This window comes from Stappia indica, from assembly GCF_009789575.1.
GTDB lineage: Bacteria > Pseudomonadota > Alphaproteobacteria > Rhizobiales > Stappiaceae > Stappia > Stappia indica_A.
Map to the genome: position 1 here is coordinate 1,755,268 of NZ_CP046908.1, position 16,135 is coordinate 1,771,402.

At 68.4% G+C, this 16,135-nt stretch carries 15 protein-coding genes; 14 read left to right on the plus strand and 1 reads right to left on the minus strand.

Features of this window, described 5'->3' with window-relative positions:
* From GH266_RS08260 to GH266_RS08275, 4 genes are read left to right on the plus strand one after another with little or no spacing between them, the layout of a single operon-like run.
* On the plus strand, window positions 1-1,002 hold the full coding sequence (locus tag GH266_RS08260) for an ABC transporter ATP-binding protein (protein WP_158193463.1): 1,002 nt from the start codon (window positions 1-3) through the stop codon (window positions 1,000-1,002).
* A complete protein-coding gene (locus tag GH266_RS08265; protein WP_158193464.1) occupies window positions 999-2,000 on the plus strand; it encodes an ABC transporter ATP-binding protein in 1,002 nt (333 codons plus the stop codon). Before GH266_RS08260 ends, GH266_RS08265 begins: the two co-directional genes overlap by 4 nt.
* Window positions 2,000-3,469 (plus strand): M81 family metallopeptidase, encoded by a 1,470-nt coding sequence (locus GH266_RS08270; protein WP_244953796.1) that lies wholly within the window; start codon window positions 2,000-2,002, stop codon window positions 3,467-3,469. The genes GH266_RS08265 and GH266_RS08270 overlap by 1 nt, the downstream gene beginning before the upstream one ends.
* 17 nt (window positions 3,470-3,486) lie before the next feature.
* A complete protein-coding gene (locus tag GH266_RS08275) occupies window positions 3,487-4,566 on the plus strand; it encodes an alanine racemase (RefSeq protein ID WP_158193465.1) in 1,080 nt (359 codons plus the stop codon).
* 25 nt (window positions 4,567-4,591) lie between these two features.
* Here the strand turns inward: GH266_RS08275 and GH266_RS08280 are convergent, their stop codons facing one another.
* On the minus strand, window positions 4,592-5,293 hold the full coding sequence (locus GH266_RS08280; protein WP_158193466.1) for a GntR family transcriptional regulator: 702 nt from the start codon (window positions 5,291-5,293) through the stop codon (window positions 4,592-4,594).
* A 270-nt stretch (window positions 5,294-5,563) separates the two neighbouring features.
* On the opposite strand from GH266_RS08280, the gene uxaC reads away from it, so the two are divergent.
* The 10 genes from uxaC to GH266_RS08330 all read left to right on the plus strand — a co-directional run bounded on the left by uxaC (window position 5,564) and on the right by GH266_RS08330 (window position 15,981).
* Window positions 5,564-6,970 (plus strand): glucuronate isomerase, encoded by a 1,407-nt coding sequence (gene uxaC, locus GH266_RS08285; RefSeq protein ID WP_158193467.1) that lies wholly within the window; start codon window positions 5,564-5,566, stop codon window positions 6,968-6,970.
* 33 nt (window positions 6,971-7,003) lie between these two features.
* On the plus strand, window positions 7,004-7,984 hold the full coding sequence (locus tag GH266_RS08290) for a TRAP transporter substrate-binding protein (protein ID WP_158193468.1): 981 nt from the start codon (window positions 7,004-7,006) through the stop codon (window positions 7,982-7,984).
* Between the two features lie 80 nt (window positions 7,985-8,064).
* Entirely contained in the window at window positions 8,065-8,574 is a 510-nt protein-coding gene (locus tag GH266_RS08295; RefSeq protein WP_158193469.1) for a TRAP transporter small permease, read from the plus strand.
* A 3-nt stretch (window positions 8,575-8,577) separates the two neighbouring features.
* Window positions 8,578-9,858, plus strand: a complete 1,281-nt coding sequence (locus tag GH266_RS08300; protein WP_158193470.1) for a TRAP transporter large permease — start codon at window positions 8,578-8,580, stop codon at window positions 9,856-9,858.
* Between the two features lie 30 nt (window positions 9,859-9,888).
* On the plus strand, window positions 9,889-10,206 hold the full coding sequence (locus GH266_RS08305) for a cupin domain-containing protein (protein WP_158196117.1): 318 nt from the start codon (window positions 9,889-9,891) through the stop codon (window positions 10,204-10,206).
* A gap of 31 nt (window positions 10,207-10,237) precedes the next feature.
* A complete protein-coding gene (kduI, locus tag GH266_RS08310) occupies window positions 10,238-11,062 on the plus strand; it encodes a 5-dehydro-4-deoxy-D-glucuronate isomerase (RefSeq protein WP_158193471.1) in 825 nt (274 codons plus the stop codon).
* Window positions 11,059-11,802 (plus strand): 2-dehydro-3-deoxy-D-gluconate 5-dehydrogenase KduD, encoded by a 744-nt coding sequence (kduD, locus tag GH266_RS08315; RefSeq protein ID WP_158193472.1) that lies wholly within the window; start codon window positions 11,059-11,061, stop codon window positions 11,800-11,802. The genes kduI and kduD overlap by 4 nt, the downstream gene beginning before the upstream one ends.
* Window positions 11,792-13,240, plus strand: coding sequence for a mannitol dehydrogenase family protein (locus GH266_RS08320; protein ID WP_342354294.1), 1,449 nt, complete (start codon window positions 11,792-11,794; stop codon window positions 13,238-13,240). Before kduD ends, GH266_RS08320 begins: the two co-directional genes overlap by 11 nt.
* Complete coding sequence (gene uxuA / locus GH266_RS08325; protein WP_158193474.1) at window positions 13,233-14,426, plus strand: mannonate dehydratase; 1,194 nt, start codon at window positions 13,233-13,235, stop codon at window positions 14,424-14,426. The genes GH266_RS08320 and uxuA overlap by 8 nt, the downstream gene beginning before the upstream one ends.
* Window positions 14,419-15,981 carry a UxaA family hydrolase gene (locus GH266_RS08330; protein WP_158193475.1) on the plus strand — a complete coding sequence of 521 codons (1,563 nt, stop codon included), beginning with the start codon at window positions 14,419-14,421 and terminating at the stop codon, window positions 15,979-15,981. The genes uxuA and GH266_RS08330 overlap by 8 nt, the downstream gene beginning before the upstream one ends.
* Window positions 15,982-16,135: the final 154 nt, after the last annotated feature.

Sequence of the window (16,135 nt, forward strand, 5' to 3'; positions counted from 1 at the left end):
ATGACGCGCCCGAATACAGACGCCAGCGACCTGTTGCTCGACATGCGCGGCCTGACGCTCGGCGTCGCCACGCCCGACGGCATCCTGCCGGTGGTGCAGGACCTCTCGCTCAGCCTGTCGACCGGCGAGACGCTCGGCATCGTCGGCGAGAGCGGCTGCGGCAAGAGCCTTACCTCGCTCGCGATCATGGGTCTGCTGGAGGGAACGCCCGTGCGCGTTCTTGCCGGCGAGATCTTCTTCCGCGGCCGCGACCTGTTGCGCCTGTCGCCGCGCGAGCGCCGCGCGGTCATGGGCAACGAGATGTCGATGATCTTCCAGGAGCCGATGACCTCGCTCAATCCGGTCTATCGGATCGGCGACCAGATCATCGAGGCGATCCGCGAGCATCAGCCGATGTCGCGCCGTGCCGCCCGCGACCGGGCGCTGGAGCTGCTGACCATGGTCCGCATCCCCGATCCGGCCGGACGCATCGACAGCTTCCCGCACCAACTGTCCGGCGGCCAGCGCCAGCGCGTGATGATCGCCATGGCACTCGCCGGCTCGCCGCGCCTCTTGATCGCCGACGAGCCGACCACCGCCCTCGACGTCACCGTGCAGGCGCAGATCCTCAATCTCATCGTCGAGTTGCAGAAGGAGACCGGCATGGGCGTCATGCTGATCTCCCACGATCTTGGCGTCATCGCCGAGACCTGCGACCGCATCGCCGTGATGTATCGGGGCCGCGTGGTCGAGACGGCGGGTGCGCGCGAGCTCTTCCAGGACATGCGCCATCCCTACACCCGCGGCCTGCTGGACTCGATTCCCGAGGCCGACGAGGACGTCGACCGGCTCTCCGCCATTCCCGGACGCGTCCCGACGCTCGACGAGGCCATCGCCGGCTGCGCCTTCCATCCGCGCTGCGCGCGGGCAGGAGCCGGCTGCGACAGCGACCAGCCGGCGCTCACCGCCTTCGCGCCCACCCATTTCGCCCGCTGCCACTACCCGCTGGAGCCGGACGCATGACCGACGCCGCCCCCCTTCTCCAGGTCCGCGACCTGAAGACCCACTTCACCTTCCGCGCGCCCTCGACCGGCGTGTTGCCGGGCCCCAAACGCATCCTCAAGGCGGTCGACGGCGTCTCCTTCGACCTTGCCGAGGGCGAGGTGCTGGGCATCGTCGGCGAAAGCGGCTGCGGCAAGTCCACGGTCGGGCGCACGCTGACGAAGCTCGAGCCGGCAACCAGCGGCGAGGCGCGGTTCCGCGGCCGCGACATTCTGGGACTTTCGGCGGGCGCCTTCCGGCCGCTGCGCCGCGAGATCCAGATGATCTTCCAGGACCCGTTCGCCTCGCTCAATCCGCGCCTCACCATCGAGCAGACGCTGGCCGAACCGGTCCGTATCCACGACCTTGCCCGCACCCGCGAGGAGGTGCGCGCCCGCATCGCCGACACGCTGGTGAAGGTCGGCCTCGATCCGAAGGTGATGACCCGCTATCCGCACGAGTTCTCCGGCGGCCAGCGCCAGCGCATCGGCATCGCCAGGGTGATGATCGTCGAGCCGCGCCTCGTCATCGCCGACGAGGCGGTCTCCGCCCTCGACGTGTCGATCCAGGCGCAGGTGCTCAATCTCATCAAGGACCTGCAGCGCGACAGCGGCATCTCGATGCTGTTCATCTCCCACGACCTCGGCGTCGTGCGGCACATCTCCGACCGTGTCGCCGTCATGTATCTCGGCCGCATCGTCGAAACGGCGCCGAAGGCCGCCATCTTCGAAAAGCCCGCGCATCCCTATACGCGCCTGCTGCTCGCCTCCATCCCGCGCATCCGGCCGGGACGGCAGCCGGTCGCCGATCTCGGCGAACCGGCCAGCGCCGCCTCGCCGCCCTCCGGCTGCGCCTTCCATCCGCGTTGCCCGCTCGCCACCGACATCTGCCGCTCGACGCGGCCCGATCCGGTGGATCTCGGCAACGGACGTTCCAGTGCCTGCCACCATGCCGGCCAGCTTCTCGGGGAGGCCGCCTGATGGCCGAAATGAAACGCGTATTCGTCGGGTCCCTGGCAACGGAGACCAACACCTTCTCGCCCCTGCGCACCGACCTGCAGGACTTCCGCGACAGCTTCTATGCCGGCCCCGGCGAGCACCCCGCAACGCCGACGCTGTGCAGCGCGGTCTTCCCGGTCGCCCGTGACCGCGCGCGGCAATACGGCTGGGACGTGATCGAGGGCACCGCGACCTGGGCGGAGCCGGGCGGGCTCGTCAACGCCCGCACCTGGGAGCTGCTGCGCGACCAGATGCTGGCCGAGATCCGCGCCGCGCTGCCGCTCGACATCGTGCTGCTCGGCCTGCACGGCGCGATGGTCGCCGACGGCTGCCTCGACTGCGAGGGCGAGATTCTGGAGGCGGTGCGCGCCATCGTCGGGCCGGGCACGATCGTCGGCGCCACCTTCGATCCGCACAGCCACCTGTCGGCAAAGCGCACGGCCAATGCCGACCTGCTGGTCGCCTTCAAGGAATTCCCGCACACCGATTTCGTCATCGCCGCCGAAAGCCTCATAGATCTCGCCCACCGCATGTCGGTCGGCGAGGTGAAGCCGGAAATCTCGGTCTTCGACTGCCGGATGATCGAGGTGCTGCCGACCAGCCGCCAGCCCATGCGCGGCTTCGTCGACAAGCTCAAGGCGCTGGAAGGGCATGACGGCGTCCTGTCGGTCTCGGTGATCCACGGCTTCATGGCCGCCGATGTGCCGGACCTCGGCTCCCGCCTCGTCGTCATCACCGACGGCGACCGGCCGAAGGGCGACCAGCTGGCGCGCGAACTCGGCATGGAGCTCTTCTCCTTCCGCGGTCGCACCCGGCCGGACTTCCTCACCCCGGCTGAGGCGCTCGACAGGGCGGCCGAGATCGACGGCCGGCCGGTCGTTATCGCCGACGTCTGGGACAATCCGGGCGGCGGCGTGCCGGGCGATTCCACCATCGTGCTGCGCGAGATGATCGCCCGCGATCTCACGGACGCCGCCCTCGCCTCGATCTGGGACCCGGTCGCGGTGCGCACCTGCATTTCCGCTGGCGAAGGCGCGACGCTCCCCTTGCGCTTCGGCGGCAAGATGTCGGCCGCGGCGGGCGAGCCCATCGATGCCGAAGTGACGGTGGAAAAGGTGGTGCGCAACGCGGTGCAGAGCTTCGGCACCAGCGTCGTGCCGCTGGGCGATTCGGTGACGATCCGCGTTGGCGGCCTGCGCGTCGTGCTCAACACGGTGCGCTCGCAGATCTTCAGCCCGGACGCTTTCGCCAACATGGGGATCGACCCGGCGGCGATGAAGATCCTGGTTGTGAAGTCGACCAATCACTTCCACGATGCCTTCTCGCGGATCGCCGCCGACATCCTCTATGCGGCGGTCGACGGGCCCTACCCGAACGATCCGGCGACCAACACCTACCACACCCTCACACGCGCCATCTGGCCGCGTGTCGAGGATCCCCACGCCGCCTGAGACGAACGGACCACACCATGACCGCCGACGCGCCCTTCCAGCCCGAAACGCCCGCCCTCGTGCTGGACGAGGCGGTTGCGCTCGCCAACATCGCCCGCTTCCAGGCCCATTGCGACCGGCTCGGCCTCAAGAGCCGGCCGCATATCAAGACGCACAAGCTGCCGCGCTTCGCCAAGGCGCAGATCGAGGCCGGCGCACGCGGCATCACCTGCCAGAAGATCGGCGAGGCGGAGGTCATGGCCGATGCCGGCATCGACGACATCCTCATCACCTTCAACATCCTCGGCGAGTCCAAGCTTGCGCGGCTGAAGGCGCTGGCCGGACGCATCGCCCGCCTTGCCGTCGTCGCCGACAGCGAGACGACGGTGGACGGCCTGGCAGCGGCCTTCGCGGACGGTGCGGCAACGCTGCATGTGATGGTGGAATGCGATACCGGCGCCGGGCGCTGCGGCGTCCAGACGCCAGCAGAGGCAGCAGATCTCGCCGCCCGCATCGCGGCGGCGCCCGGCCTCGTCTTCGCCGGTCTGATGACCTATCCCGCCCCCGGCAAGGCCGGCAATGTCGAACGCTTCATGGGCGAGGCGCTCGGCCTGCTCGGCGCACGCGGCATCGACTGCCCGGAAATCTCCAGCGGCGGCTCGCCCGACATGTGGCATGCGGGCGAAGCGGAAGGCGGGTCCCGCAACCTCGTCACCGAGTACCGGGCCGGCACCTATATCTACAACGACCGCTCGCTGGTCGAGCGCGGCGCCTGCGCCCTCGACGACTGCGCCCTGACGGTGCATGCCACCGTCGTCAGCCGGCCGACACCAACGCGCGCGGTGCTGGATGCCGGCTCCAAGGCGCTGTCCTCGGATCTGCTCGGCCTCACCGGACACGGCACCGTCATCGGCCATCCGGATGCGCAGATCGCCGCGCTCAGCGAGGAACATGCGGTGGTCGAGATCCCCGCCGGCAGCCTTGCCGTCGGCGACCGCGTCCGCATCGTGCCGAACCATTGCTGCGTGGTGACGAACCTATTCGACCGGGCCTGGCTGCTCGGTGCCGACGGCGGCGTTCAGGAGATCGACATCGCCGCCCGCGGCCGCATGACCTGACGGACTGACCGGCGCGACCCTCTCCTCAGGCCTCGTCGGGATCGAAATAGTCTGCGTGGGCGGCCCGAATATCGTCGATGATGCCGGCGATACGGGCCAGATGCGAGCGCATCCGCGTGATCGCCCCGTCCTGATCGCCGCCGCGCACCGCCGCCAGGATCGAGATGTGGTCCTCCAGCGCCAGCCGCGCGCCGTTTTCCAGCGACAGATAGCGGACCCGGTCCATATGGGCCTTGTGATCGCGGATGAGTGCCCACACGTGCCCCTGCCCGGCGATCTCGCAAATACGGTTGTGGAAACTGTCGTCGAGCGCGTGGAAGCCGGCACGGTCGTCGCGATCCACCGCCTTTTCCTGCTCGCCGATCATGTCTTCCAGCTCGCCCATCTCCGCCTCGGTCATGTTGGCCATGGCCGCGCGCATCGTCTCCAGTTCGAGCGCGGTGCGGATGAAGCGGGCCCGGTGCACCGCCTCGACCGAGATCGGCGTCACCACCGTGGCGCGCTGCGGACGGATCAGCAGGAAGCCCTGCTGCGATAGCCGGTAGAAGGCATCGCGCACCGGCTGCCGGCTGACGCCCATCTGCTTGGCGACTTCCGCCTCCGACAGCTTGGTGCCCGGCAACAGGTCGAGGCCGACCACCCGGTTGTAGAGTTCGGCAAACACCAGATCGGTCACGGACGGCACGCGCGACATGTCGAGCGTCCTGAGCTTGATCTGTTCCGTCATCCACCTGCCCTCCCTGCGACCACCGCAGCCCGCCCGCAAGATCGGACGAGGCCTTGGCGCCGCGCTGCCGGACGTTTCGTCCGCGCCGGTTTTCCGGCATTTGCCGGGAGGCTCGTCCTAGCGACTGCCGCCCGGTTTGACAATTCGTCGCCCCGTTTCCCCGAGGCGTTGACTCGACTTGCAGACTAACATATTAGATTACTAGTTAGTTCGCCAGCCCCAACAATGAGACGCGAAAATAACGTGTCAGGGCCGGCAGGGAGGATCGGAATGGCGCTACTGGACGAGGACCGGCTGTTTCCGGTGGAGCCGCGCACGCGCGGCCTTGCCCGCGACATCTACCGGACCATCCGCGACCTGCCCATCGTCAGCCCGCACGGCCATACGGATCCGGCGTGGTTCGCGCTGAACGAGCCCTTCCCCGATCCGGCCGAGCTTTTCGTGGTGCCGGACCACTACGTCTTCCGCATGCTGTGTTCGCAGGGAATCCCGCTGACCGATCTCGGCGTGCCCCGTGTCGACGGCGGCACGAGCGAGCGCGACCCGCGCCGCATCTGGCAGCTCTTTGCCGACAATTTCCACCTCTTCCGCGGCACGCCCTCCGCGCTCTGGCTGAACCACGCCTTCCAGGAAGTTTTCGGCATCGACGAGCCGCTGGGCCCAAAGACCGCGACCCGCATCTACGACCACATTGCCGACTGCCTTGCCCGGCCGCAGTTCCGGCCGCGCGCCTTGTTCGATCGCTTCAACATCGAGGTCATCGCCACGACGGAATCGGCGCTCGACTCGCTGGAGCATCATCGCACGATCCGCGAGAGCGGCTGGGACGGCCGGGTGATCACCGCCTATCGGCCCGATGCGGTGATCGATCCCGAGTTCGAGGGCTTTGCCGCCAACGTCGCCCGTCTCGGCGAGATCACCGGCGAGGACACGACGACCTGGCCGGGTTATCTCGCCGCCCACCGTGCGCGGCGCGCCTTCTTCAAGCAGCACGGCGCCACCTCGACCGACCACGGCGCGCCCAGCGCCCGCACCGAGGATCTGTCCCCGGCCGAGGCCGCCGGCCTCTTCGACAAGGCGCTGGCCGGACGCTGCACGGCGGAGGAAGCCGACCGGTTCCGCGGCCACATGCTGACCGAGATGGCGCGCATGAGCCTCGACGACGGACTGGTGATGCAGATCCATCCCGGTGCGTTCCGCAACCATTCGCCGGCGATCATGGCCCGGCACGGCCGCGACAAGGGCTTCGACGTGCCGACGCGCACCGACTACGTGCGGGCGCTCAAGCCGCTGCTCGACGCGGTCGGCCACGAGCCCGGCCTCACCATCATCCTCTTCACGCTGGACGAGACGTCCTATGCGCGCGAGCTGGCGCCGCTCGCCGGCGCCTATCCGGTGCTGCGCCTCGGCCCGCCCTGGTGGTTCCACGACAGCGCGGAAGGCATGCGCCGTTTCCGCGAAATGGCGACGGAAACCGCCGGTTTCTACAACACGGTCGGGTTCAACGACGACACCCGCGCCTTCTGTTCCATCCCCGCCCGCCATGACGTGGCCCGGCGGTCGGATGCGGCATTCCTTGCCACACTCGTCGCCACAGGGAGGCTCGGCGAGGGCGAGGCATACGAGGTCGCACGCGACCTCACCTACACCCTGGTCAAGGCAGCCTACAGGCTGTGACCGGGCTGAAACTGCTCTAGGGAGGAACTGAACATGAAACACTGGAAGACCATGACGGCAGCCTTCGGACTGCTTGCCGCCTCCGCCATGACGGTGCAGGCGGCCGACATCGTCCTGCGGTCCTCGGACACCCATCCGGACGGGTATCCGACTGTCGAGGCGGTCAAGTATCTGGGCGACCTCGTCAAGGAGCGCTCCAACGGCCGCATCGAGATCGAGGTGTTCCACTCGGCCCAGCTTGGCCAGGAGAAGGACACGATCGAACAGACCCAGTTCGGCGTGATCGACATGAACCGCGTCTCGCTCGGGCCGTTCAACAACATCATCGAGGAGACCCAGGTTCCCTCGCTGCCCTACATCTTCCGCTCCGTCGACCACATGCACAAGGTGATGGACGGCGAGATCGGCCAGGAGATCCTCGACGCCTTCTCCGCCCATGACCTCGTCGGCCTCGTCTTCTACGATGCCGGTTCGCGCTCCTTCTACAACCGCCAGAAGCCGGTCGAGAGCATGGCCGACCTGTCGGGCATGAAGTTCCGCGTCATGCAGTCGGACCTGTTCGTCGACATGGTCAACGCGCTCGGCGCCAACGCGACGCCGATGCCTTATGGCGAGGTCTATTCCTCGATCCAGACCGGCGTCATCGACGGTGCCGAGAACAACTGGCCGTCCTTCGAGAGCTCCGGCCATTTCGAGGTCGCCGGCTACTACACGCTCGACGAGCACCTGATCGTGCCGGAAGTCCTGGTCATGTCGAAGAAGAGCTGGGACAAGCTCTCGGCCGAGGACCAGGCCTTGATCCGCCAGGCCGCCAAGGACTCCGTCCCGCACATGCGCAAGCTGTGGGCCGAGCGCGAGGCCGCCTCCGAGGCCAAGGTGCGCGAGGCCGGTGTGAAGATCGTCAACGACATCGACAAGACGCCGTTCATCGAGGCGATGAAGCCGGTCTACGAGAAATACGTGACCTCCGACAAGCTGAAGGACCTCGTCGCCCGTATCCAGGCGACCGAGTGATCCCTGCCTGACTTCGAACCCGCGGCGGCCGGTTCGCCGCGGGTTTCTTCTTGCCGGGAGGACGCATCTTGCAAGGGACAATGCGCGACATCGCGCGGATCACGGGCACCATGGGCCGCATCGCCCTGTGGCTGTCGGGCACGGGCCTCGTGCTGATGACCGCATTCATTTCGGTCCAGGTCTTCTGGCGCTATGCGCTCAACGACAGCCAGTCCTGGACGGAGCCCGCATCGGTGATGCTGATGGGCTGGTTCATCTTCCTCGGCGCTGCCGTCGGCATCCGCGAGGGCTACCACCTGTCCTTCGACGTGCTGCTCTACGTGCTGCCGCTGAAGGTCAAGCTGGCGCTGCACTCGGTCTCCGACGCGGTGGTCATCGCCTTCGGTGCGGGCATGGTCTGGTACGGCGCCGAACTCGCCGCCAAGACCGCCGGCAACAAGCTGCCCTCGCTCGGCATTTCCGGTGCGTTCGACTTCCTGCCCCTCGTCGGCGGCGGGGTCCTCATCGTCCTGTTCTCGCTCGAGCGCCTCGCCCGCCGCGCCGCCGGCCTGCCGACCGCCCGCTTCGGCGAAACCGAACTGGAGGATTGACCGATGGAACTGTTGATCCTCTTCGGCACCTTTACCGTCCTGCTGCTGATCGGCACGCCCGTCGCCTTCTGCCTCGGCGTCTCGTCCTTCGCCACCATCGCCTATATGGGCCTGCCGCCGGTCGTCGTTTTCCAGCGGCTGAACTCCGGCGTCTCGGTCTTCGCGCTGATGGCGATCCCGTTCTTCATCTATGCGGGCGAGCTGATGGTGCGCGGGGATATCGCCCGCCGGCTGGTGGCGCTGGCCGGCGCCCTGGTCGGCCACCTGCGCGGCGGCCTCGGCCAGGTCAACATCACCGCCTCGGTGCTGTTCGGCGGCATCTCCGGCTCGGCCGCGGCCGACGCCTCGGCCATCGGCGGCCTGATGATCCCGCAGATGAAGGCGCGCGGCTACGACGTCGACTACGGCGTCAACGTCACGGTCGTCTCCTCGATCATCGCATTGATGCTGCCGCCCTCGCACAACATGATCATCTATTCGATCTCGGCAGGCGGGCGCATCTCCATCGCCGACCTGTTCACCGCCGGCATCCTGCCCGGCCTGCTGCTGGCGCTGTCGCTCATGTTCGCGGCCTGGTACGTCGCCAAGAAGCGCAACTACCCCATCGACCCGTTCCAGGGCTGGGGCATGGTCGGCCACCTGCTGATCAACGCGACCCCCGGCATCCTGCTGATCGCCATCATCTTCGGCGGCGTGCGCTCCGGCATCTTCACCGCCTCGGAAAGCTCCTGCATCGCGGTCGTCTACGCGCTCTTCATCACCGCCGTCGCCTACCGCACCATGCACTGGCAGAACTTCGTGCTGGCGACGACCGCCGCGGTGCGCACCACCGCCATGGTGCTGCTGGTGATCGGCTGCGCCGCCTCTTTCGGCTGGCTGCTCGCCGTGCTTCGCGTCCCCGCGACGCTCGTCGCGGTCATGCAGGACGTCTCGCAGAACCCGCTGCTGGTCCTGCTGTTGATCAACGTGATCCTGCTGATCCTCGGCACGTTCATGGACATGTCGCCGCTGATCGTCATCACCACGCCGATCTTCCTGCCCGTCGCCCAGGCCTTCGGCGTCGACCCGGTCCATTTCGGCGTCATCCTGATCCTCAATCTCGGCATCGGTCTGTGCACCCCGCCGGTCGGCGCGGTGCTCTTCGTCGGCTGCGCCGTCGGCCGGATCACCGTGTGGGATGCCGTCCGCACGATCTGGCCCTTCTACTTCGCCGCCGTCGGGACCCTGCTGCTCGTCACCTACGTGCCGGCGCTGTCGCTCTGGCTGCCGTCGCTGTTCCACTGATCCAATCGGAGCCCGCCCATGTCGCCCCCCATGTCTCCCCTTGCCACCTTTCCGGAAGTCGCGACCGGACCGGGGATAACCCGCCGGGTCGTCACGGACAGTCCGCAGATGATGGTCGTCGCCTTCACCTTCGAAGCCGGCGCGGAAGGTCCGCTGCACAACCACCCGCACATCCAGTCGACCTATGTGGAAAGCGGCCGCTTCGTCTTCTCGCTGGATGGCGAGGAATTCGAGGTCGGCCCAGGGGACAGTTTCGTCATCCCCTCCAACGCGGTGCACGGCTGCCGCTGCCTTCAGGCAGGGCGCCTGATCGACGGCTTCACGCCGCGCCGCGACGACTTCCTCTGATCCCGAAACCCCACCCCTTCAAGGAGCCGCCATGCTGAGCGTAGAGACCCGCCACGCCGTCCACCAGGACCATGCCAAGGGCATGGACACGGACGAGCTGCGCCGCCACTTCCATGCCGGAGGCCTGTTCCGCGACGGCGAGATCCGCCTCGTCTACACCCATTACGACCGCTTCGTGCTGGGCGGCGCGGTGCCGGGCGCCGGCAAGCTGACCCTCGACAAGGTCGAGGAGACCCGCACCGCCACCTTCCTGGAACGGCGCGAGATGGCCGTCGTCAACATCGGCGCCACCGGCGAGGTCTCCACGGACGGCGACAGCTGGACGCTGGAGCGCGGCGACGTGCTCTATCTCGGCATGGGTGCCGGCCCGGTCACCTTCTCCGGCGGCGGGCGGTTCTACATCACCTCCGCCCCGGCCCACCGCTCCCTGCCCGCGCGGCTGATCCGCCTGTCGGAGGCCAACAGCCTGAAGCTCGGCGCCACCGAGACCTCGAACAAGCGCACCATCAACCAGTTCGTCCATCCGCTGGTGATGGAAAGCTGCCAGCTCGTGCTCGGCTACACCACGCTGGAGGACGGCTCGGTCTGGAACACCATGCCGGCCCATGTCCACGACCGGCGGATGGAGGCCTATCTCTACTTCGACATGACGGAGGATCAGCGCGTCCTGCACCTGATGGGCGAGCCGCAGCAGACCCGCCACCTCATCGTCGCCAACGAGGAAGCCGCGATCTCGCCGCCCTGGTCGATCCACTCGGGCGCGGGCACCGGCAGCTACACGTTCATCTGGGCGATGGCCGGCGATAATGTCGACTATACGGACATGGACTTCGTCAGCATGGCGGAGATGAAATGAGCCCCTCCTTCTCGCTCTCCGGCCGCAAGGCGCTGGTGACCGGCGCCAATACCGGCATCGGCCAGGCCATCGCGCTGGCGCTGGCCGCCGCAGGCGCGGAAGTGACCTGCGCCGGCCGCCGCTCCTGCCTTGAGACCGTCGCCGCGATCGAGGCGGCCGGCGGCCGCGCGTCCTCGCTCGCCCTCGATCTCGCCGACCCGATGGCGGCGCGCGACGTCTTTGCCGGCACGGGACATTCGATCCTCGTCAACAATGCCGGCATCATCCGCCGCGGGGACAGCGCCGACTTCACGGAAGGTGACTGGGACGCGGTGATGGACGTCAATCTCAAGGCGCTGTTCTTCACCACCCAGGCCTTCGCCCGCGACCTGCTGGCGCGCGGCGAGGGCGGCGCGGTCGTCAACATCGCCTCCATGCTGTCCTTCCAGGGCGGCATCCGCGTGCCGTCCTACACCGCCGCCAAGCACGGGGTTGCGGGGGTTACCAAGATCCTCGCCAACGAGTGGGCGGCAAAAGGCATCAACGTCAACGCCATCGCGCCCGGCTATATCGCCACCAACAACACCAAGGCGCTGCGCGAGGATCCGGACCGCTCCGCCGCGATCCTCGAGCGTATCCCGGCCGGTCATTGGGGCGCGCCCGAGGACATCGCCGGCACCGCCGTCTTCCTCTGCTCCCCGGCCGCCCGCTACGTGCACGGCGCGGTGATCCCTGTCGATGGAGGCTGGCTTGCCCGCTGACCTGCCCCACCTGACGCCCCGCCGCGAAGGCCCCCGCCCCGGCACCGGCATCGTCCATCTCGGCCTCGGCGCCTTCTTCCGCGCCCATGGCGCCCTCTACATCGCCGAGGCGATGGCCGCGTCCGGCGGCGACTGGGGCATTGTCGGCGTCTCGCTGAAACGGCCGGACCAGCGCGACCGGCTGGCGCCGCAGGACTTCGCGTATACCGCGCTGGAGCTCGGCCCCGGCGGCGAGGTGCCGCGCATCGTCGATGTGCTGGCCGGCGTCCTCGTCGCGCCGGAAGATCCGGAAGCGGTGGTCGCGCTGATGGCCGCCCCCGCCACCCGCATCGTCACCCTGACGGTCACCGAAAAGGGCTATTGCCACGAGCCGGCGACCGGACGGCTGTCGCTCACCCATCCCGACATCGCAGCCGATCTTGCCGATCCGGCGCGGCCCGCCTCTGCCCTCGGCTTCCTGGTGCGCGCGCTTGCCCGCCGCCGCGCGGCGGGGATCAAGCCCTTCACCGTGCTGACCTGCGACAACCTCCCCCACAACGGCGCGATGCTGCGCGGCCTGGTGCTGGAGCTGGCCGAGCGGATCGACCCGGGCCTTTCGCAGTGGATCGCGGCGGAAGGCCGCTTCCCCTCCACCATGGTCGACCGGATCGTGCCGGCGACCAGCCCGGCCGATCTCGACCATGTCGCCCGCCTGATCGGCTGCCGGGACGAAAGCCCGGTGCTGCACGAGCCGTTTCGCCAGTGGGTGATCGAGGACGATTTCGTCGGCGGCGACCGGCCGGACCTTGCGGCCTGCGGCGCGGAACTCGTCACGGACGTCGCCCCGTACGAGCTGATGAAGCTGCGCTGCCTCAACGGCACGCACAGCTCGCTCGCCTATCTCGGCTACCTTGCCGGCTTTGAGACCATCGCCGAGACCGTCGCCGATCCGGCCTTCTCGGCTTTTCTGGATAACCTATGGGCCGAGGAGATCCTGCCCGGCCTCACCCCGCCGCCCGGCGTCGACCTTGCCGCCTATGCCGCCCGGCTGAAAGAGCGCTACGCCAATCCGGCGATCCGCCACCGCACCTGGCAGATCGCCATGGACGGCTCGCAGAAACTGCCGCAGCGCATTCTCGGGCAGCTGGAGGAAGGGCTTGCCGCCGGCCGGCCGATGTCCGGCCTTATCCTCGCGGTCGCCGCGTGGATAACCTATGTCGGCGGCACCGATCTTTCAGGGAAATCCATCGACGTGCGCGACCCGATGGCCGACCGCCTGCGCGCCCTGTGCGATGCGGCGGACGGTTCGGCCGCGAAGGTCGCCGCCCTTTTGGGCCTGCGCGAGATCTTTCCGGCAAGCCTTGCCGGCAACACAGCGTTCCGCGCCCGTCTCGCCGAGGCCCATGCGGGCCTTGCAGAGCGGGGCGCCCGCGCAATGGTCGAGGCCTGTCATGCTTGAGAGTTGGCGCTGGTACGGACCGCTCGACCGCATCGGGCTTCACGAGATTTCGCAGACCGGCGCGCGGGGAGTAGTCACCGCGCTGCACGAGATTTCCTATGGCGAGGTCTGGACCCGGCAGGCCATCGCCGCCCGCAAGGAGCTGATCGCCGCATCCGGGCTCGACCTCTCATGGCAGGTGGTGGAGAGCCTGCCGGTGCACGAACGCATCAAGCGCGGCGAGGGCGACCTTGCCCCGCTGTTTGCCAACTATCGCCAGTCGCTGGCGAACCTTGCGGCCGAAGGCATCTTCACCGTCTGCTACAACTTCATGCCGCTGCTGGACTGGACGCGGACCGATCTCGCCAGCCCGGTCCGCGGCGGCGGCACCTGCCTGCGCTTCGACGCAGCACGCATGTGCGCGCTGGAAATGTTCATGCTGGAGCGCGAGGGCGCTGCGGACGACTACCCGGACGAGGTGCGCACCCGCGCCCGCCAGTGGTTCGAGGCAAGCGATCCGGCCGCCCGCGAGGAGCTCGTCGCATCGATCATGGCGGGCCTGCCCGGCGCTTACGACCGCTACGACATCCCGGCCCTGCGCCGGGCGCTGACGCTGTATGACGGCATCGACGCGGATGCCCTGCGGGCAAATTTCTCCCGCTTTCTCAAGGAGGTGGTGCCGACGGCGGCCGAACTCGGCATGCGCCTGTGCGTCCACCCGGACGACCCGCCGCGCGACATTCTCGGCCTGCCGCGCATCGTCTCGGATGCCGACGACATCGCCTGGATTCTCGGCCAGGACGAGGCGACGGCGAACGGCCTGACCCTGTGCTCCGGCTCGCTCGGCGCCAATCCGGAAAACGACGTGCCGGCGATTGCCCGGCGCTTTGCCCCGCGCATCCATTTCGCCCATCTGCGCAATGTCGCGAAGGAGGCGGACGGCAGCTTCGAGGAAGCAGCCCACCTTGCCGGCGACACCGACATGGTGGCGCTTGCCGCCGCGCTGCTGGCCGAGGAACGCCGGCGCCGGAACGAGGGCCGGGCGGATACAGATATCCCCTTCCGCCCCGACCACGGACACGAGCTGCTGTCTGACTTCGACCGCGACACCCATCCGGGTTATCCTCTGATCGGACGCATGCGCGGCCTTGCCGAGCTGCGCGGCGTCGTCACGGCCCTCTCCCATCCCGGAACCCGTCATGCCTGATACTGCAACCGGCCTTGTCGACCGTCCGCCGCTCGTGCTTTCGGAGCGCGACAATGTCGCGGTGCTTGCCGCCCGCGCGGAGGCCGGCAGCGATCCGCTGGGCGTGGGCGCGCCGCTGTCCGCCGCGATCGCGCCGGGGCACAAGATCGCCCGCCGCGCCATCGGCGCCGGCGAGCCGGTGGTCAAGTACGGGCAGGTGATCGGCTATGCCACGGTCGCGATTGCCGCCGGCACGCATGTCCATTCGCACAATTGCGAGATCGGCGAGCACGAACGCGCCTACCGCATCTCCGACAAGCTGGATGAGGCGCGCGCCGCCATTCCGCGCCTCGACCAGGTGACCATCGCGGAGAGCTTCCTCGGCTACCCGCGCACTGATGGGCGCGCCGGCACGCGCAACATGATCGCGCTGGTCGCCACGGTGAACTGCTCGGCGACGGTGGTGCGGCGGGCCGCCGACATCCTCAACGCCTCCGGCATGCTGGACGAATGGCCGAACATCGACGGCGTCGTCGCCTTCGCCCACGGCACCGGCTGCGGCATGTCGTCGAGCGGTCCGGGCTGGGAGATTCTTCAGCGCGTGCTGTGGGGCCATGCGACCCATCCCAATGTCGGTGCAGCGGTTTTCGTCGGCCTCGGCTGCGAGGTGATGCAGGTGGCGCGCATGAAGGCGCTCTACTCGGACGGCGCGGAGACCCGCTTCCACGGCCTTGCGATCCAGGAAAACGGCGGCACCCACGCCACCATCGAGCGGATCGTCGAGACCGTGCGCGAGCTGCTGCCGGAGGTGAACCGGACCGCCCGCCGTCCGGTGCCGGTCGCGGCGCTGAAGCTCGGCCTGCAATGCGGCGGCTCGGACGGCTGGTCGGGGATCACCGCCAATCCGGCGCTCGGCATCGCCTGCGACCTGTTGGTGGCGCAAGGAGCGACCGTCGTTCTGTCGGAAACCCCGGAAATCTTTGGCGCCGAACAGCTTTTGCTATCGCGCGCGGCCTCGCAGGAGGTCGCCGACCGCCTGATCGAGCGCATCCGCTGGTGGGAGGACTATGCGGCGCAGAACGGCGCCTCGCTCGACCAGAATCCCAGCCCCGGCAACAAGGCCGGCGGCCTCACCACCATCCTGGAAAAGTCGCTCGGCGCCGTTGCCAAGGCCGGCGCCACGCCGCTGAACGAGGTCGTCGGCTACGGCGAACAGGTGAAGGGGCCGGGCCTCGTCTTCATGGACACGCCGGGCTACGACCCGGTCTCGGCGACGGGGCAGATCGCCGGCGGCTGCCAGCTGGTCGCCTTCACCACCGGACGCGGCTCGGCCTTCGGCTCCAAGCCCGCGCCGACCCTGAAGATCGCCACCAGCGACCGGCTCTACCGGGCGATGCGCGAGGACATGGACGTCAATGCCGGGGAAGTGCTGGAAACCGGCGTGTCGCTGGCCGAGAAGGGCCGCGAGATCCATGACCGGCTGATCGCAGCCGCCTCGGGCGAACAGACGAAATCGGAGGCCCTGGGCCTCGGCGACCACGAATTCGTGCCCTGGCAGATCGGCGCGGTGCTGTAGGGATCGGGCCCGGTTCCAACCTCCAGACGCAAAAAAGGCCGGGCGAGCCCGGCCTTTCCCAAGTGCCTCGATGAGTGCTGCCAGTACATCCGTGGTCAGCGCTCAGAAGCACAATTTGCGTTGTCAGGTGCGCGCTTCAGGAGCGCGCGCCCTG